At 66.8% G+C, this 18,162-nt stretch carries 13 protein-coding genes and 2 pseudogenes; 3 read left to right on the top strand and 12 right to left on the bottom strand.

Annotation, left to right across the window (positions count from 1 at the left end):
- Positions 1 to 62 precede the first annotated feature (62 nt).
- Entirely contained in the window at positions 63 to 890 is an 828-nt protein-coding gene (locus FUT88_RS22270; protein WP_147218458.1) for a putative hydro-lyase, read from the bottom strand.
- Positions 891 to 1,092: 202 nt separating this feature from the next.
- Here FUT88_RS22270 and FUT88_RS22275 point away from each other — a divergent pair, with 202 nt between their 5' ends.
- On the top strand, positions 1,093 to 2,007 hold the full coding sequence (locus tag FUT88_RS22275) for a glutaminase (protein WP_147218459.1): 915 nt from the start codon (positions 1,093 to 1,095) through the stop codon (positions 2,005 to 2,007).
- Between the two features lie 37 nt (positions 2,008 to 2,044).
- Here the strand turns inward: FUT88_RS22275 and FUT88_RS22280 are convergent, their stop codons facing one another.
- Entirely contained in the window at positions 2,045 to 2,989 is a 945-nt protein-coding gene (locus FUT88_RS22280) for a LysR family transcriptional regulator (RefSeq protein ID WP_147218461.1), read from the bottom strand.
- A gap of 253 nt (positions 2,990 to 3,242) precedes the next feature.
- Here FUT88_RS22280 and FUT88_RS22285 point away from each other — a divergent pair, with 253 nt between their 5' ends.
- Complete coding sequence (locus FUT88_RS22285) at positions 3,243 to 4,802, top strand: hypothetical protein (RefSeq protein WP_147218463.1); 1,560 nt, start codon at positions 3,243 to 3,245, stop codon at positions 4,800 to 4,802.
- Positions 4,742 to 10,957: a glutamate cyclase domain-containing protein gene (locus FUT88_RS22290; protein WP_147218465.1), complete on the top strand. Its 6,216-nt coding sequence runs from the start codon at positions 4,742 to 4,744 to the stop codon at positions 10,955 to 10,957. The genes FUT88_RS22285 and FUT88_RS22290 overlap by 61 nt, the downstream gene beginning before the upstream one ends.
- Before the next feature lie 84 nt (positions 10,958 to 11,041).
- On the opposite strand, the gene FUT88_RS22295 is transcribed toward FUT88_RS22290, so the two are convergent.
- The 10 genes and pseudogenes from FUT88_RS22295 to FUT88_RS26300 form a co-directional block, all read right to left on the bottom strand.
- Positions 11,042 to 12,109: a flagellar biosynthesis protein FlhB gene (locus tag FUT88_RS22295; RefSeq protein WP_147218467.1), complete on the bottom strand. Its 1,068-nt coding sequence runs from the start codon at positions 12,107 to 12,109 to the stop codon at positions 11,042 to 11,044.
- Positions 12,106 to 12,906: a type III secretion system export apparatus subunit SctT gene (sctT, locus tag FUT88_RS22300; protein WP_147218469.1), complete on the bottom strand. Its 801-nt coding sequence runs from the start codon at positions 12,904 to 12,906 to the stop codon at positions 12,106 to 12,108. Before sctT ends, FUT88_RS22295 begins: the two co-directional genes overlap by 4 nt.
- Positions 12,907 to 12,910: 4 nt before the next feature.
- On the bottom strand, positions 12,911 to 13,405 hold the full coding sequence (locus tag FUT88_RS22305) for a hypothetical protein (protein ID WP_147218471.1): 495 nt from the start codon (positions 13,403 to 13,405) through the stop codon (positions 12,911 to 12,913).
- Positions 13,402 to 14,760 (bottom strand): FliI/YscN family ATPase, encoded by a 1,359-nt coding sequence (locus FUT88_RS22310; RefSeq protein WP_147218472.1) that lies wholly within the window; start codon positions 14,758 to 14,760, stop codon positions 13,402 to 13,404. Before FUT88_RS22310 ends, FUT88_RS22305 begins: the two co-directional genes overlap by 4 nt.
- Entirely contained in the window at positions 14,757 to 15,362 is a 606-nt protein-coding gene (gene sctL, locus FUT88_RS22315; protein WP_147218474.1) for a type III secretion system stator protein SctL, read from the bottom strand. Before sctL ends, FUT88_RS22310 begins: the two co-directional genes overlap by 4 nt.
- Positions 15,344 to 16,006, bottom strand: a complete 663-nt coding sequence (locus tag FUT88_RS22320) for a SctK family type III secretion system sorting platform protein (protein ID WP_186829364.1) — start codon at positions 16,004 to 16,006, stop codon at positions 15,344 to 15,346. Before FUT88_RS22320 ends, sctL begins: the two co-directional genes overlap by 19 nt.
- A pseudogene (gene sctJ, locus FUT88_RS27220) lies at positions 16,003 to 16,769 on the bottom strand (type III secretion system inner membrane ring lipoprotein SctJ). Before sctJ ends, FUT88_RS22320 begins: the two are co-directional and overlap by 4 nt.
- A 1-nt stretch (position 16,770) precedes the next feature.
- The gene (locus tag FUT88_RS22330) at positions 16,771 to 17,352 is read right to left on the bottom strand and encodes a hypothetical protein (protein WP_147218481.1); all 582 of its coding nucleotides are present in this window, start codon (positions 17,350 to 17,352) and stop codon (positions 16,771 to 16,773) included.
- A 62-nt stretch (positions 17,353 to 17,414) separates the two neighbouring features.
- Positions 17,415 to 17,618, bottom strand: coding sequence for a hypothetical protein (locus FUT88_RS22335; protein ID WP_147218483.1), 204 nt, complete (start codon positions 17,616 to 17,618; stop codon positions 17,415 to 17,417).
- 141 nt (positions 17,619 to 17,759) lie between these two features.
- Positions 17,760 to 18,162, bottom strand: a pseudogene (locus FUT88_RS26300) (EscD/YscD/HrpQ family type III secretion system inner membrane ring protein); the annotation flags it as partial.

Genomic DNA, 18,162 nt, shown 5'->3' on the forward strand with positions numbered 1-18,162 from the left:
TGCGTGCGCCAGTTGGAACCCCGTTACCCGTCCGTCTTTCTTCCGGCCCTGCGACCGCGTGTTCAGGCCAGCGCTGCGGTGCGCAGGTCGGTGATCAGCATGTGCCCCGGCGCATGCGTGATGCACAGCTCCGGCCGCGCCTGTTGCACCACGGCCTGGGGTGTCACGCCGCAGGCCCAGAACACCGGCACCTCGCCCGGCTGCACGGGCACCGCATCGCCCCAATCGGGCTGCGAGATATCTGCAATGCCGATGGCGGCCGGATCGCCAAAGTGCACCGGCGCCCCGTGCGCACGTGGCATGCGCGAAGTGATTTCAATGGCGCGGATGGCATTGGCCACCGACATCGGCCGCATCGACACCACCAGCTTGCCTGCCAGGCGGGATGTACCGACCGTCTCGATCGAGGTGCGATACATCGCCACGTTGCGCGACATGGCGATATGGCGCAGCGGCACGCCGGCTTCCATCAACGCGTGCTCGAACGAGAACGAGCAGCCGATGGCAAAGGCGACCATGTCGTCCGTCCACAGCGCTTCAACGTCGGCCGGCTCATCAGCCAGTTCGCCGTTGCGGTAGACGCGATAGCGCGGTACGTCGCGGCGCACGTCAACGTCCTGGCCCAGATGGCGGAACACCGGCACGCCGGGCTCGGTCACGTCCAGCAGCGGGCACGGTTTGGGGTTCAGCTGGCAGAAGCGCAGGAACTCGTTGGCCCACGTATCGCGCAGCATCACGATGTTGGCCTGCACATAGCCATCGCACAGGCCGCTGGTATGGCCGCGCAGCACGCCCGAGCGCGCCGCCAGGCGGGCGGAATACGGATTTGCGTAGGCCACGCTGGCACCCGTGCGGGCCGGTGCGGGTGCTGGCGCCGGTTGTTCCGGCATTCTCTTTGCCTGGGCTGTCTCCACTGCCGTCGTCATGCAAGCTCATCCACAAGGTTGTTCGTGCGGCAGATTGTGAAAGCGTGATGAAACCCGGTCCAACGAAAGTTTCGGATGACAGGCGATAGGAAAAGGTGATTGCCGAGGCGGCTGCGGCACCCGCGTGTAGAATCCCTCGCCCCACCGTTTGCCCTCCTGGCCTGACATGGACTACCAAGCGATCCTGGACACCATCCACCGCGACATCCAGCCGTACCTCGGCCGGGGGCGGGTTGCCGATTACATCCCCGAGCTGGCCGGCGCCAGTGCGACGGATTTCGGCATGGCCCTCGTCACACTCCGCGGCGACGTCTACACGGTGGGCAAGGCGGATGTGCCGTTCTCGATCCAGAGCGTGTCCAAGCTGTTTGCCTGCACGCTGGCCTTCCAGCTTGAGGGCGAAACGCTCTGGCAACGCGTCGGCCGCGAACCCTCCGGCAATGCATTCAACTCGCTGGTGCAGCTCGAATACGAGAACGGCATCCCGCGCAACCCGTTCATCAATGCCGGTGCGCTGGTCGTGACCGACGTGCTGTGCCGGCGCTTCGTGCAGGCCGAGACCGCGCTGGTGCAGTTCATGCGGCGGCTGGTCGACAACCCGCGCATCGACTATGTGCGGCGGGTGGCCGAATCCGAACTGGCCCATGCCGACCGCAACCGTGCGATGGCGCACTTCATGAAAAGCTTCGGCAACCTGCACATGCCGGTGGAAACCGTCATCGATGCGTACTGCCGCCAGTGCGCCATCGAGATGGACTGCACCGACCTCGCCCGCGCCGTGCTGTTTCTTGCCAACGGCGGCGTGGTGCCGTGGAGCGGCGAGCGCATCGTCGACCCCAGCCCCGCCAAGCGCCTCTCCGCACTGATGCTGACCTGCGGCACGTACGACGCCGCGGGCGACTTTGTCTATCGCGTTGGCCTGCCCGCCAAGAGCGGTGTGGGCGGTGGCATCGTGGCCGTGCTGCCGGGCGAATTTGGCGTGTGCGTGTGGTCGCCTGGGCTGGACGTCAGCGGCAACTCGCTCGCCGGGTTGCAGGCGCTGGAATGGCTGACGACGCTGACCGGACGCTCGATTTTCTGACGCTGCCGCCACGGCACGCTTGCGTAATTCAGGCGGCTCAGGCCGCTTCCGTGTTGCGCTCGACTTCTTCGGCAATGGCGTAGCGCGGGCCGACCGACAGGCAGAATTCCCGCGCCATCGTGCGCGCCAGGCCAACGATGGCCTCATGCACCTCAAGCCCCGCCCCCGCCCGCCACGACGCGATGATCGGCAAGGCGGGTAGCGCCGGCTCCACTTCGAGCACCGTCAACGCGCCGCTCTCGATGCGGTCGCGCACCAGAACGGTGGGCAACGCGCCCACGCCAAAGCCATCGCCCACCAGGCGCGTCATGGCGGCCACCGAGTTGACGCAGTTCACGCGCGGTGACTCCACCCCGCTCAGGTGCAACAGGTTGAGCATGTCCTGATGCGGCCGCGAGTTGCGCACGAAGGTGATGAGCCGTTCGCGCGCCAGTTCGCCCAGGCTGGCATACGGGTGCGCCAGGCGGGAGTTGGTGGCCACCACCCAGTGGATCGGGTACTGCGCGAGCTGCACGTTGCGCACGCTCTCGGCGCGCAACAGATCGGTCTGGAAGGCAATGTCCAGCGCGCCCTTCTGCAAGTGCTCGACGAGGTGCATGGCGCTGTCGGCCACGAGTTCGATTTCCAGCGCAGGAAACATCTCGGCCGTGCGTGCAACGAGCGGCGAGAGCCACGTATGGATGACGCTGTCCATCGCCCCCACGCGCACGCGCCCTTCAAAGCCCGGGCGCTGTGCCACTGCAGCCTGCAATTGGTGCAGCGTGCTCACCATGCGGTCGGCATATTCCAGCACCTTGTGGCCGTCGGGCGTGAGTTGCACGCCGCGCGTATCGCGGTCGAACAGGCGTACGCCCAGTTCTTCTTCCAACGCGGCAATCCGCGCCGAAATGGACGCCTGCGTGGTGAACAGCTTGTCTGCGGTCAGGCGAAAACTGCGCAGCCGCGCCACCCAGACAAAGGTTTCCAGAAAACGTAGGTTCATGCCCTGCCCCTCGTGTTGTTGTATCTGGCGCCGTTGCTGCGCACGCGCATGCACGCCTGTTCGGCGGTTTTTACCAATGCCGCGCCAAAACTGCCACGGAACCTCGTAGTTTCTACAACGCGGGCGCATCCACACCCGCACCGCGCTACGTAATTTGCCAATAGCTGCGCTGGCAACCGGCATCCAGAATGCCTTTATCACCCGATTGTTTTCAATCAGGCCCACCCCGCATGGGGCGCCGCTGGAGACCGCCATGCCCGCCATCGATGAGATCAACGGCCGCATCGTCTACTACCGCCCGCCGCCCCCGCCGCCTGCGCCCACCCCCGAGCAGAAACAAGCCGCGGCCGACGCCAAGACCCAGACGGACGCAGCCATCCAGACAGCCAACACGGCGGTCAACAACTACATCAACAACGGCGACGACTCCACGGCCGCGCAGGCCAAGCTCGACAAGCCGCTGTCGGACGTCATCAATTCGGTGCAGAACGAGTTGCGCCGGCAGGCCGACGAGGCACCGGCCGGCAGCGAAAAGAAGGCCATCGAAGACGCGGCCGCCGCCATCAAGAAACGCGACCCCGATGCCAAATGGCTCGACAAGATCGTCGACGACGCAAAAGACGCGGTTGAGAAGCAAGACCCGAGCCAGCGCACCGCCTCGGAAGCGCGCGACGGCGTGCTCGACGCGCAGGACAAGCTCCAGGACGCGCAAGACATCAAGGTCACCAACCGCACGATCGCTGAAGACAAGCAGGACGCGATCAACACGGCGCAGGCCAACTTGGCCAGGGCCATCCAGGATTTCAAGGCGGCCCTCGGCGGCGAGCTTTCCACGTACGAAAACTTCGGCTCCGGCGACAACCTGAAGGCCGCCAACGACGCCGCCGATGCGCTGGCCAAGGCGCACCCGGACTGGGACGACGGCAGCCTCGCATTTGCCAGGAACATCGCCACGGCCGATGCCATTCAGTACCAGATCAACCACATCAACCCGAACGACCCGACGCTGTCGGCGCAGGACAAGGCGCTCGCCACCAACGACCCCGTGCAGTTCGCGTGCGTGCAGCTCGCGCGGCCGTACGCCAACGACCCGAACGCCGAGAAGATCTACGAGCAGATCGGCGCCGCCAGCTACGACGTGCGGGTGACGTACACCAAGGACCAGGTCGCCGCCAAGATGAAGTCCGGCGATGCCGAAGGCGCGCTGAAGATCCTGTCGACGAACATGAACGACGTGTCGGTCACCAGTGCCGACCCCGACGCACGCGCGCATCTGTACGAGGTGGCCGGCGCGCCCTTCTTCAACGCGCACAGCGACTACTTCAACAAGCAGATCACCGACCTCACGCAGGTCTACAAGTACAACCCCGACGACCCGGACGCCAACCGCAAGATGGCCGACAGCACCGTCAAGTACGACGCCGTCGGCACATGGATGAAGGACCTCGCCAAGGTGGCGCCGCCCGAGGTGGCCGGCAACCTGCTGACCACCGTTGAGGACCGCTTCAACGACAACGGGCACTGGTTCCAGAGCAACGCCGGCCCCGACACGTCGGGACTCGTGCCCCACGGCTCCGACTTCTACGGCGGCCTCAGCCTGACCGCCGCAGTGGCCGATGCGCCGCGCTTTGCCAGCGACCAGCCCAGCACCGACCACGCCCAGCAGGTGGCCAACTGGCTGACCTCCAACTCCAACGCCAAGTCGTTCCTGTACAGCATGCAGACCTCCGGCTCCGGGGGCAGCATGCCGTCGTGGGTGCCGGTGCAGAACGCCGTGGGCGATGGCAACGGCGCACGGTCACCAACGCGCTGATCCAGCACCACGGCAAGGACTTGCCCAACGCCGACATGCTGCAACGCGCCTTTGACCGCGGCAACGAGAAAGTCCAGGCCAAGCAGGCAGAGGCCGACTACAAGACGTTCCAGTCCGACCAGAACGGCGGGCTCAAGACCATCTTCGGGCAGATGTCCAAGGCCACGTTCGGCAAGGACACGCCGCTCTACAACGACACGGCGCAAACCTTCAGCGGCGCTGATGCCGACACGCAACTCAAGAACTACATCGGCGGTGCGTTGATGATCCAGGCCGACAACGCCGGTGCGCAGAGCAGCGGCAACACCGGCACCGCATGGTTTACCAGCGGCAACAGCACCAAGGTCATCAACGAGGTCGACAAAGCGATCCACGAGGCTGGCGGCGACAATCCGACCGTGAAGGCGATTCCGATCGCCTACGTGGACAAGAGCGCGGGCGTGATGCCGACGGCGTTGTTTGAAGTAGCCGACAAGAATGGGGGCAAGCCCCACTACATCGACGATCGCGGCTGGGACTACAGCAGCCTCGACGATTACCGCCATAACAACGCGCTGTCCGACGGCGGCACCATCTACGTGCCGAAGAACCTTGCCGGCACGGTGGCGCTCGGCAGCAACGGCGTTCCCGACGTCGACCACTTCAGCGCGCACATCACCACCACGGGACAGAAGATCCGGCACGTGGTCGACATCGTGGCCGGTGTGGCAACGGCGGTGGGCGGCGTGATCCTGTCGGTTGGCACGTTTGGAGGCGCATCGATTGTGGGCGGCGCCATGGTGGCGGTCGGCACAGGCTGGATCGTTGGTGAATCGGTCGACCACCTCCACACGCTGGCCGACCACGGCCGCTCGTGGTCGCCACTGAATCCGGAAGCAACGAACGACTGGTTGGCCATCGTCACGTCCGCCGCAGGCGAATACAGCCTTGCGGGCAAGGGCCTGGTCGCCGTATCGGACGTGGCCAATGCATCGAGGCTGTTCAAGATCACCCGCTCGGCCTCGGACCTCGTGGCCGGCGGCGGCGGCATGATCATGACCGGCGCGCAGGTCAAGGACCTGCTGATGTATGGCGACCGGATGTCTGGCGAGCAGAAAGCCGAATCCATCATGTTCCTCGGTCTCGGCCTCGGTCAGGTGGGTGCAACGCGCATGCTGGAACGTGTCGGGCTGTCGCAAGGCACCGAACGCGTCGGACTGCTCAACGCACTGAAGAACAACGCCGACCGCTACAAGCCCACCGAGATGGCGCCGGATCCCACCACGGTGGCGGCCAATGATCCGGCCAGTGCTGGGCGCCCCACAACCGACCCGACCACCGAGCCGGTCATCCTGCAAGCCGGCAACAAGACCCCGGAGCGAGGCGGCACCACACCCGGTAACGACGGAAACGATGGAAACGACGGCAAGCCCGGCACCGACCCGATCGACCCGGCTACGGGCAAGCCCAAGGCTGCAGGCGATCCGGCCACCGAACCCGGCAAGACCGGCACACCGGGCGACGAAGGCAACCCGACCAACACGGGCCCTGCCCGCCCCTCGCGGCCGCTGCCGGGTGCACTGGACGACCTGGCCAACCCGGAAGTCACGCTCACGGGTTTTACCGACACGCAAAAGGCACTCGACGCCGCCACCCAGAACGCGCTGTCGCAGCATGCCGACCTGCTGCTCGACGCCGAGAACTACCGCACCGACGGCACCACCATCGGCCGTCACCCGCGCGGCATCGGCGTGCGCCGGCTGGCCGCCAAGCTTGCCGAGATGAGCGACGAGCAGCGGCGGCTCATCCTCAGCAAGGCCGAATTCGCACACGACACCGCCAACATCAAAGACCCGGTACGCATGAGCTGGCGCCAGCGCATGCAGCTCTATCGCGGCAAGTCGTCGGTATTCGGGCGCACGGCCGATCGGATCATGTCGCCGGTGGACCGCATCCAGGCGCTTTTCGTGGATCGCGGCATCCGCAAGTTCTTCGTCAAGGGCGGCACGGAAGACGCAGCCGCCGCGCTGAAAGACAGCCAGCGCATTCTGCTGGTGACGGGCTTCACCGTTGGGCGGGATCCGGTCTCCGGCCGCGCGCTGCCCGAAACGGACGGCCCCGTCGGCACCGCTGAAATGGCAGCCAAGCTCGCGTTGGCCGGCCGCGACATGACCATCGCCACCGATTCGGCCAACATGCCGGTCGTGCAATCGGTGCTGGCAAGCTTCGATGGCGGGCACCTCATCAAGCTGGAGCCGTTCGATGCCAAGCGCGGACAGCCCGCTCGCGATGCCGCCAACGAACTGCTTGACCGCGTGCAGCCCGATGCCGTCGTCGCCATTGAACTGCCGGCCCGCAATGCCGACGGCGATTACCTGAACATGCGCGGCATCTCCGTGGCGGAAGTGAATGCCCCGAAGGACCAGATCGTGCTTGAGGCCAACAAGCGCAAGGGGATCATCACGGTAGGCGTGGGCGATGGTGGCAACGAGGCAGGCATGGGCAGCCTGCGCAGCAATATCCCGCCCGTCACGCTGGCCGACAACACCACGATCGATTTTGCATCGACCGTGCCGGTGGACCATCCCGTGACCGCATGGAACTCCAACTTTGGCGCGCAGGCCATCCTGGCCAACATGCTGCACCGGATGGGCCGCATGGACCTCATGACCACGCCGGAAGAACTGCACGCAGCCATCAAGGCTTCAGTCGATGCCGGGGCGGTGGACGGTGTCAGCCGCAAGAGCGAAGCCAGCGTCGACGGTTTCTCCTCACAGGTGCATCAGGGCATGCTCGTGCTGCTGCGCGAAGCGATGAACCACATGCCCAGGGACAAGACCTTCGACGAGGCCACGCCCACCGAGCCGTTTACGTTTGCCGCATTCGATTCCAGCAACGGCGGACTGATCGCCGCCAAGAACATGCTGGCGACCATCAAGGCGCAAACCGGCGAAGACCTGCCTGTGGCCATCGTGGTCGACCACGCCAACGCGCCCTATGGCCCCAAGAGCCCGGACGCGCTCATCCGCCTGGTGGGCAACGGCCTGCAAACAGCGCAACGCCTGAAGGCCGCCATGGTCGCCATGGCCTGCAACACGGCGTGCACGGCCTTCCCCAAGGCGCTGGAAAACGTGGACGTGCCTGTCATCGATCTGGTCGACGTCACCTCGCGCGCCATCGTCGAGCACGGCGGAGAGCGCCCGGCGGTCATCGCCACCGCCGGCACCGTCAAGAGCCACGCCTATCAAGACAAGGTGGCCGCGCTGAGCGGCGACAGCATCCACCCGCAGGCCGTGGCTGCCCACAAGTTTGCGGATTTCGTCAACCAGCTCAAGCACAAGAGCGACGATCCGGCGGTCAAGAAAGAACTGCAGGAGGCATCCGACCTCTACGTGTCGGAACTGGACGAGCGCACCACATCGCTGTGGCTGTGCTGCACGCACTATCCAGCCATGAAGGCGTTTCTCGTGACGTCGCTGCAGAAGCGCGGCATGGATATTCCCGTGGTCGACCCGATGCAGTACCAGGCCAAGGCGGTGCTCGATGCCATCGGCCAACAGGAATGGAAGGTGCCCAGCGCGGCGTATTCGTCCGATCCGTATGTCGTCACCTCCGGCAAGACCGGGCCGGTGAGCGAGTCGGCGCAGAACCTGATGGAGCGGCCCGATGTGCCAGTGCAACGCGTGCGCAGGTTTGGCCCCGGCAGGACGCTGGATAGCGTGATTCCTTCGAACCCGCGGCTTGAGCCCAGCCCCATCACCAATGCCGTGCAGGCGCTGTTCACCGGCGACTCGGCCCGCATTGAAAACCCCTTGGGCATTGACCGGGCGGCCGCCGCGCTACAGAACAGCAATCGCATTCTGGTACTGGCCGGCGCCCGCAACGCCCACGGCGCAGTCGATACCGATGGCATGGCCGGCGCCGCTGTGTTCGGGCATGACATGCAGGCGGCGGGCAAGAATGTCGTTTACGTGGTCCCGCATGAAGCCGTGCCGGCGCTCGATGCCGCCTTGCAGGCGCGCGGTGCCGCCGTCAATGACTACAGCATCGTCCCGTTCAACGCGGAGCCCGGCGAGCCGGCGCGCACCACCGCGCAAGACCTCATCAATGAGGCGTCGCCGGACACGATCGTCTCCATCAACGTGCACGGCCGCAATGCCGATGGCCGCTATATCGACCAGAACGGCAACGACGTCACCGACCAGACCGTGCCGCTGGACGAGGTCGCCATTGCCGGCTGGAAGACCGACGGCGTGACCACCATCGGTGTCGGCTCGCGCGGGCATGAAGCCGGCATGGGCAACACGCGCCGCACGGCCGCGCAGGTGACGCTGCCCGATGGCACGGTCGTGGACCCGCGTTCCGTGGTGCCGGCAGACCACTACGTGAGTGCGTCCAACTCCAACTGGGGCGCGCACGGTCTCGCGGCTTCGGTGCTGGAAGCCGCCGGCCGCACCGATCTGCTGACCACCCATCAGCAGCACATGGACGCGCTGAACGCTACCGCCAGCGCCGGTGCGGTCGATGGCGCGACGGGCCAAGCCACCGGCACGGTGGGCGGACACGACAGCAACACCTACCAGACCGTCGTGCAGATGATCAACCTGGCGGCAGGCAAGAAGCCCAATGCGCCGCCCCCCACAGCCGCACATGCGACGGAGCCGAAGGGGCCGACGGGCCCAGATGGCCCGCAACCCAAAGAGCCCGCGTCGACCACGGAGCCGATCACTGCAAAGACCAGCGAAGCCGGCGACGACGGCAACGGAACCCCGCCCACCACGCCAGACAGCGCCGCCAGTGCCGGCGAACCCAAGCGCAAGCCTTGGATCCGCTGGATCTTTGCGGGATCGCTCACGGGGGCATTCTCCACGGCGGCGAGTTCAGCGACGCTCACTGGAAGCGCCGCTACGCACGCGGTATTCGATCCGTCCGTCACCAGCCCGCTGTCCTTCATGTATCGCGGCGGCATCGCGGCGTTGCGTGCCAACAAGACACGCGCCGTCTCCGACCAGGTCGGCAAGCTGGGCACAGAAGATTCGGACGCTGCACTGGCCTGGCTCAAGACCAACATGTCGGACCACGGGCGCCGCTGGGGCGTGACGAAGGGCGACCGTCAAACCATCGCTGACGCGGTCACGCGGTTCCAGGACAACCCCGATGCGCTGACAGCCGCGCTGTCCAAGGTCGACGACCCGAAAGCCAAGGATGACCCCGACGTGCAAGCACTACTGGCACTCAAGGGAGCGCCGGGCAAGCTGCTGTCGCCCAAGAGCCCCGTGGGCCGCGCGAACGACACGCTGCAACTGCTCACGCTCGCGCTCAACAACGGCAACACGGCTTACTGGTTTGCCACGCACGGCGCGCACCTGAACACACCGTCGTTCTGGAGCAACGCGCTGTTCCTGAGTGCCAACCTGGCGCTGTCGAGCCGCAACTTTGCCGGCCGCCTGGGCGCCACGTTCAACGACAAGGCGACCAACACAAGCCCGTGGTTGAACCGTGCGCAGGCATTCACGATGTCGCTGTACACGGTCGGCTCGGTGCCGCTGGCAATGAACGACGCGCTCATGCATACGAACAGCCCGGCCATGGGCGCCACCAAGGCGGCATTGGACCTCGCATTCGGTGCGGGCGCGCTGCGTATTGCCGGCGACCTGATGCCCAAGGTCGGCCAGCGGTTGCCGAGCCACGCCATGCTGCCGGGCGGCGTGATCCTGGGCGTGGCGGCAGTCACCCGCTTCGGCATCGAGCTGTTCGTGCCCAACCAGGCGGCCAAACCGGCCGTGGCGAACGTGCAGGCCAACGGCAACGGGCAGGATCAGGACAACCAGCCCATTGCCGCGTTCCCGCTGCCCGACATGCAGGGCGTCAGCGGTGATCTGCTGCGCGCCAACGCCCCGCACGCGTTGCCATCGATCGGCACAGGCACCTCACCGCAGTACGCGATCGTTGGCCCAGGCGGCACGCTCTGGCAATTGAGCGCAGCCGATGCCGCCAAGCTGCTCGGCACCGCAGGCGCAGCATCCGACGCGCGCACAGCAGCCGCGCTGGACAAACTGCCGCCGATGAACAGCCAGTTCGACTGGTCCGCGCTGGATGGCGATCCATATACCCCAGCCACAACGGGGCAGGACCCGGATCTTGTCGTCCCGGGTGACCTCGTGCGGATCGGATAACGGATAACGGAGAAAGCGAGCCTGCAGCGGCGGGCGCAGCAGTCAGGCGCTCGCCGCGTTTTTTCCCGCGTTCTTTTTGCGCGTTCAGGAGGTAGACGACACGTACGGGTTGCCCACCGCGTCTGCGCCTTCGGCCCAGCGCAGCAGCGCGGCCACATCGCGGAACAGCGTGCGGTCGATGGTGGTATCCATCGGCACGGTGTCGTGCAGGCGCTCCGCCAGGCCTGCGTTGGCGGCGGTCGGCACGAGGTGGTATTCGGCCATCTGCCGGATGCGCTGGACAGCCTCGCCGCTGCCCTTGGCGATCACCATCGGCAGCGTGCCGTCGCCGGGGTAATACAACGCCACGGCATGTCGCGCGCTGAACACGATGGCGGTGGCAATGCGCATGCGATCTTCCAGCGCGCTGTATTGCACTTCCAATGCAAGCTGGCGGCGGCGCCCCACGATGTGCGGATCGCCCTGCAGTTCGCGGTGCTCGCGGCGCAGCTCTTCGGTCGACATGCGGTTCTTCTTGAAGAATTCGAAGCGGACGTGCCAGTAGTCCAGCGCGGCCATCAGCACATACACCACCGCGGCCCAGCCGAACAGCAGCAGTATCAGATGCGCGACGACGGCCAGGATCGCTGCAGGCCGCCCGTAACCCGCCTGCAGCGGCAACGCCAGCGAACTGCGAATCACCACGAACAGCGTCAGCGCCAGGCAGGCCACCTTGAACAGCATGATGGCCAGGCCGATCAGGTTGCGCACGGAGAACATGCGCTGGATGCCCTCGCCTGGATTGAGCCGCGACATTTTCGGCGTCAGGCGTTTGGGCGCGAACATGCCGCCCACCTGGGCAAACGCCCCCAGCGCCGCCAGCAGGGTCACGAGCACCAGTACGGCTGCGCTCAACAGGAGCCACTCCGCGCCTGCCGATACCAATGCCTGTCGGACCGCCGCGGTGGGGTCGCGCGCCTGCGCCACGGCGGTCACGTTCTGTATGAGCAGGCCACGCAGGCGTTCGAGCAACCACGGACCGCCTTGCCACAACAGCACGAGTATTCCGATAAAGACGAGCGCGCTCGTCACGTCCGTGCTGCGGACGACCTCCCCTTCGCGCCGCGCATCTTCCAGCCGGCGCTGTGTTGGCTTGTGCTGTTTCTCGCTCATGCGCCGGGGCTGTGCAGCAGCGCGCGCAACAGCCAGACCATCTCGCCATTGCCGGCCAGGAAGGTGCGCATCGATTCGAAGACAAAGCCGAGGAACAGCACCATCATCAGCACGGCCAGCAGGCTCTTCACCGGCTGGGCAAACAGGAACACGTTCAACTGCGGCACCGAGCGGTTGATCAGCCCGATGCCCAGCTCCGCCACCACCAGCACGATGATCACCGGTGCGGCCAGCTTGAGCGTCCAGCCGAGCACGCTATCAGCCTCGTGCACGGCAAACTGCTCCAGCGCAACCGACGCGCTGGGCAGCATGCGTTCGATCGGCCAGAGCTTGTACGACTCGAAGAACGCGCCGAGCATCACGTGCAGGCCGCCGCCCGTGACGAACAACGTGACGGCCATGAAGCCGAGAAAGCTCGCGGTCGGCCCGCTCGCGTGCCCCGCTACGGGGTCGAAGAAGGAGGCGTTGCCGGAGCCGGTCTGAAAATCGATGAGGTGGCCGATGTTCTCGATGGCCCAGAGCAGCGCACCAAAGGCCATGCCCAGCAGCACGCCGATCAGCGCCTCCTTGAGCGCCAGCGCCATCCACAGGCCGCCGCCCTGCACGTTCATCGCCGCGCCCTCCATGGATGGCGCCACGAACACCGCCAGGATGGCGATGAACCCGCTGCGCACCATGCCCGTCACCACGCGCCCGCTGAACACGGGCACGATGAACATGATGGGCAGCAGACGCGGCATCACCAGCAGCGCCTGCCGGAACAGGCCTTCCATGGAGTGCGGATCGAACCCTTGCATCGGCTCAGGCGGTGGTTTTCTGGCCGGCAAACTGGCGCGCGAGCTGGGCTTCGAGCGCGGCGTCTTCTTCCTGCCATTCCGTCGCGCGGCGCCGCGCGGCCACCATGCGCTGTTCGGCGCGGTCGACCGCTTCGCATTTGGCGTTGGCACGCGCGACATGCCGCTGCGCGCGTGCCTGCGCCATCTGCTCGGCTGCCAGCGCCGTGCCGGTCTGCTGCGATTCGACATGCGCTTCAGCAATGGCGCGATCCAGCGCCAGCCGCGCAGCATTGGCCCCGCATAGCAGCGCGACGGCACTGCGCGCATCTTCGCGCACGGCTTGCGCGATGGCGGCGTCGTGTGCGGAACGGGCCGATACCGTCTGCTGCAGCCCCTGCTGTGCCGCCGCGTTCTGTGCGGCAGCCTGCGCCACCAAGGCAGCCTGCTTCTGAGCCCGCGCCACGGCGCCGAGCTTGCGCGCCTCACGCACGCGGGCGAGTTGACGGAGTACGTCGCTCATAGCGCCCCCACCACGGCTTCAAGGTCGGCCACCGTGCGCTCCAGCTTCACATGCGCATCGGCGTCCTGCTCAAAGAAGCGTGACAGCGCGGCATGCGCGCGCAATGCGGTATCGCCCAGGGCGTCGCTGCCCTCGCGGTATTCGCCGATCTGCACGAGCAATTCGATCTCCTGGTATTTGGCCAGCAGCTCGCGCACGCGCTGGGCGGCGGCGCGGTGCGCGGGCGTGGTCACCTGCGGCATCACGCGGCTGATACTGGCCAGCAGGTCGATGGCCGGATAGCGCCCCGCCAGCGCCTGCTTGCGCGAGAGCACGATGTGCCCGTCGACGATGGAACGCACTTCTTCGGCAATCGGGTCGCTCTCTTCGTCGCCTTCCACCAGCACGGTGTAGAAGGCCGTGATGACGCCATGCGCACCGGCGCCCGCGCGCTCCAGCAATTGCGGCAACACCGAGAACGTCGACGGCGGAAAACTGCGCCGCGTGGGCGGCTCGCCGCTCGCCAGGCCCACCTCGCGCTGCGCGCGCGCAAATCGCGTGAGCGAATCGACCAGCAGCAGCACGTTCTTGCCCCGGTCGCGGAAGTATTCGGCCACGGCGGTGGCCACCAGCGCGCACTTCACGCGCTCCATGGCCGGGCGGTCAGAGGTGGAGACCACCAGCACCGTCTTGCGCCGCGTCGCCTCGGGCAGGCACAGCTCCAGGAATTCGCGCACCTCCCGCCCGCGTTCCCCGATCAGCGCGATCACGTTGACGTCGCTCTGCGCGCCGCGCGCAATCATGCCGAGCAGCGTGCTCTTGCCCACGCCCGACGGCGCGAAGATGCCCAGGCGCTGGCCAATGCCCACCGTCAACATGGCGTCGATGGCGCGCACGCCGGTGGAAAGCGGTGCGTCGATGCGGCGGCGTGACAGCGGGCTCGGCGGCTCTGCGTGCGTGGAAACACGTTCGTTGGTGAAGAGCGGCCCGGCGTCATCCATGGGCGCGCCCAGCCCATCGAGCACGCGGCCAAGCAGCGCATCGCCCACGCCAAAGCGATGTGCGCTGCCGGACGGGATCACCTCCGTGGCGGCCGACAAGCCATGCACGCTCCCAAGCGGCGTCAGCAAGGTTGATTGCCGCTCGAAGCCGACGACTTCCGCATAGACACTGCGCTCGCCGGGCGTACGCAATTCGCACACCTCGCCCAGCCGCGCCTGGATGCCGGATGCATTGAGCATGAGCCCCACCGCGCGGTGAATGCGCCCGCGCATCTGCACGCCCGCAGGCACGCCGTCGGCGCGATCCAGCACGCCGCGCAGGCTGCGTTCCAGATCGCCCGCGTCGATGATGTGGCTCACGGCCGGTTCGGTCATGCTTCGTCCCCCACCAGCGCGGCGTGCAGCGCAGCCAGTTGCGTGTCGATGCCGGCCTCGACCACGCCCGATGTGGTTTCCACCACCAATGCCTCTTCCGACAGACTGGCATCGGGCACCACGCGCACGCGGCGGGTACCGTCGGTCATGGTGCCGAGCACACGCTCAAGATCGGCCACCTGCTGCGGGGCGATGCGAACTGTCAGCACAGGCTCGTGCTCGACCAGCGTTTCGATGCGGGAAAAGGCCTTGGCATAGATGGCGTCGCGCGGCAGGTCGGCCGCCAGCTCGCGCACCGTGCGCGTGACGAGTTCCGCCATCAACTGCTTCATGGCGGCCAGGGCGCGCGCGTTGGCCAGCGCATCGGCGTACAGGCGCGTGGCGGCTTCGCGTTCGCCCTTTTCATAGCCGGCGTCGTAGCCGGCCTTGAGCTGTTGCTCACGATGGGCCTCGGCATCCTTGAGCAGGCGCTCCCGCTCCTCCTGGGCAGTGCCGAGGATGCTTGTGGCATCGAGCAGCGCGGCGTACTCGTGCTGCTTGAGCACCTTGCGCTCGCTCAGAATGTGCAGCTTGTCGGTGGTAATCAGAAAAGCCAGTCCCATGCCGGCACCTGTTCAGGAATCAAGCTCAGCCGCAGCAGCTCGCCCAGTTCTGCGCGTTGCGTGCGGCCCAGCAAATACGGCGGCCGATCGGCATCGGCGGCGTTGCGGGGAAACTTCAACGCCAGCCGGCGGATGACAGCCGGGCCGAAGGGCACCAGGAAATCGGTCAACAGCCGGCGCCCGCGGGCACGCAGCGTTTCCACCGCCAGGCGCGGGTACTGACGCTGCGCATGCAGGGTCTCGGCGACGGCCTCGAAGGCCGGCATGCGTTCCAGCGCAAAAGCCACCAGCGGTGCGCCCAGCGCCAGATCGATGGCCTGCCGCGTCTTGCGCGGGACCTCGCCCTCGCGCAGCCATTGGCGGTGCAGGCACAGGCCACAGCACACGGCCATGCGTTCGAGCGCGTCGGCGGGCAACAGGGCGATGCGCTTTTCCACGGCAGCAAAGTCGTAGTCCCATTGCCCTTGCAACTGATGCACCTGCAACAGCGCTCGCGCCAGCACGGCGCGACCGGCCTCGCCGTAACGGGCGGGGTCGCGCAGCGCGAGCGGCCAGTCCGCCGGCAGCCACGATGCGTCGATATAGCGATCCGGCCGCAAGTTGAACGTGGCGACCAGCCCCGCGAGGCGCGCATCGATGGTCATGACGCGCGTTCCGGCCTGCGTCCGGCGAGGTTGTCGAACATGCCCCGCCGCCATGCCACGAGACCCGTCACCACCAGCGCCGCGACGATCAGCAGGCCCAGCAACCACACCAGCGGATTGCGCGTGCTGAAGGTGCCGAGCAATGCCGCGCCTTTGCGCACATCCACCGGCACGGGCTGGGCGCCCTGCAGGAACAGCGATACGTTGTCGTAGCTCAGCCCCTCGATGCTGTGCGCGACGAGGTCTTTCACCATCGGCGCCATGGCGGTGAGGTTCACGCCGGGCCGGTAGCGGATGTACACGGCTGCCGACGCAGGCTTGGCCTTGTCGGCCAGCGGGTCGTTCTCGGGAATGACGACGTGCACGTGCGCGAGCATCACGCCGTCCACATCCAGCAGCGTGCGCGACAGCTCCTGCGATACGCCGTAGATGTAGCGCACGCGCTCTTCGGCCGGCGTGGCCACCAGCCCCTGCTTCTGGAACACCTGGCCGAGCGACGCGAGGCGCGGGCGCGGCAAGCCCTGCGCACGCAGCACCGCCAGCGAGGGCCCATGTCGGCCTGGTCGACGGTGAGCGTCCAGGTGCGGCCCTCCTGCCCCTGGCCGTCCTGCACGAGCTTCTGGCCGCTGATGCCGGCTGAGGACAGCGCGGCCACCATCTCGTTGACCTCGACCTCCGACAGGCCGGTGTACAGCTCCTGCTCGCACCCGGCCAGGCCGAAGAGGCAGGCAAGCGCCATCAGCACACCCAGCAATCGGTTCATGTCAGCCTTCCTGGTTCTTCAGTAGCGAGTGGCTTACGCCGTTGGCGGCCTGCGCAAAGCTCATGTCCATCTGGTACTCGGCCAGCGTCATCGAGGCGAAGTAGCTGAAGTCGGCCAGCTTCACCATCGTCATGGTCACGTCCATGCTGTCGAGCGAATCGAGCATCTCTTGCCGCTTGCTGTTGATGCTGGTGTAGCGCTCGTTGAGGTCGTGGCCGTAGTCGCGCCACTGGCCCATCGCACCGTCGGCGCCGGGCCCCCGCGTGAATGAGAACGACACATCCGGCACCGGCGATGGCGTTGCGTTGGCGGCCATCGGAATCGGCTGCGGCGGTAGCGTCGCCGGCTGCGCCGCGGTGGTCGCAACGGGGCGCATCATGCTGCCGAACTGCTGCGCGTCGGTGGGCATTGCAGCCTGCGTTGCTGGAGCGCCGATGCCCTGTTCGACCTGCCCCGGCCCTTGGGCCGCATACGCGGCGGGGTTCACCTGTGCGGCCTGGCTGGCGCCGGCAGCACCGCCGGCTTGCACCTGTGCGGCCTGAGTCGCGGCAACGGCCGCAATCGCGTTTGCTTCGATCGACATCGTGCCCTCCTGAATTCGATGAAGCGGCGGCAGGCCGCGCCCGCCGCCGCTGGGGTTGCGCGTCAGCTAGCTCGCGCGCCGTCGCGGACGGCACCGGCGGCCGAGGCTGCCGTGTTGCTCAGCGATTGGGCCGCGCCGATGATGCCGCTGGCGGCGGCGCCCTTGGCTGCGGCAGCCTGCACTGCCGTGGCGATCTTCAGCTGGTCTTCGCCGGACTGGTTGATGCTGCCGATGGCGCCGTCGACGCCGGTGGTGGGTGTACCCATGGTGCTCTCCTGGATGTCAGTCAAAAGGGTGAAAAAGGACTACCAACTTCACTGTCAACTGCTTGCGGTGGAAGCCGACATCGCATCTGCCGGCCCCTCCGTACGACACACCCCGCACGCGGGAAAGGGGAACCCGCTGCGCTACGGTGTTTGCGGCTGCACCGGCCATGTGACCGATTGCCCGCCGCGGTCGAGCACCACACCATCTGAAGCGATGCTCTTCACCTGGAGGCCGCCCTTGAGCCGGGCGCCCTCGAAATACAACTGGCCGTCGCGCGTCTGCACAAACCGCGTGCCGTCTTCGTCTTCGTACGTGCTGACGATGGCGGGCAGGCCGTCGGCGCGCGGCGTTTCGGCCGCGATGTTCGGCGGCGGCGGGCCATCCCACGCCACGCGGTCGACCACTTCGACGGCGGGCTTGGCGTCGCGCGCGTAGTTGCGGATGCGCTGCCATGCCTGGGCGCGATCGGCCGTGCCGCTCACCACGATGCGGCCGTGTCCTTCGTAGGCCACGTTCAGCGCGGCGGTGCCGCTGGTGCCGCCC

It is taken from the genome of Ralstonia sp. TCR112, assembly GCF_007997035.1.
Taxonomy (GTDB): domain Bacteria; phylum Pseudomonadota; class Gammaproteobacteria; order Burkholderiales; family Burkholderiaceae; genus Ralstonia; species Ralstonia edaphi.

Coding starts and splice junctions, on each gene's coding strand:
- FUT88_RS22320 (WP_186829364.1), bottom strand. CDS start 16,006: ATGACCATCGATGCGCGCCTCGCGGGGCTGGTCGCCACGTTCAACTTG.
- FUT88_RS22270 (WP_147218458.1), bottom strand. CDS start 890: ATGCCGGAACAACCGGCGCCAGCACCCGCACCGGCCCGCACGGGTGCC.
- FUT88_RS22305 (WP_147218471.1), bottom strand. CDS start 13,405: ATGAGCGACGTACTCCGTCAACTCGCCCGCGTGCGTGAGGCGCGCAAG.
- FUT88_RS22310 (WP_147218472.1), bottom strand. CDS start 14,760: ATGACCGAACCGGCCGTGAGCCACATCATCGACGCGGGCGATCTGGAA.
- FUT88_RS22295 (WP_147218467.1), bottom strand. CDS start 12,109: ATGAGCGAGAAACAGCACAAGCCAACACAGCGCCGGCTGGAAGATGCG.
- FUT88_RS22275 (WP_147218459.1), top strand. CDS start 1,093: ATGGACTACCAAGCGATCCTGGACACCATCCACCGCGACATCCAGCCG.
- FUT88_RS22335 (WP_147218483.1), bottom strand. CDS start 17,618: ATGGGTACACCCACCACCGGCGTCGACGGCGCCATCGGCAGCATCAAC.
- FUT88_RS22280 (WP_147218461.1), bottom strand. CDS start 2,989: ATGAACCTACGTTTTCTGGAAACCTTTGTCTGGGTGGCGCGGCTGCGC.
- FUT88_RS22330 (WP_147218481.1), bottom strand. CDS start 17,352: ATGTCGATCGAAGCAAACGCGATTGCGGCCGTTGCCGCGACTCAGGCC.
- sctL (WP_147218474.1), bottom strand. CDS start 15,362: ATGGGACTGGCTTTTCTGATTACCACCGACAAGCTGCACATTCTGAGC.
- sctT (WP_147218469.1), bottom strand. CDS start 12,906: ATGCAAGGGTTCGATCCGCACTCCATGGAAGGCCTGTTCCGGCAGGCG.
- FUT88_RS22285 (WP_147218463.1), top strand. CDS start 3,243: ATGCCCGCCATCGATGAGATCAACGGCCGCATCGTCTACTACCGCCCG.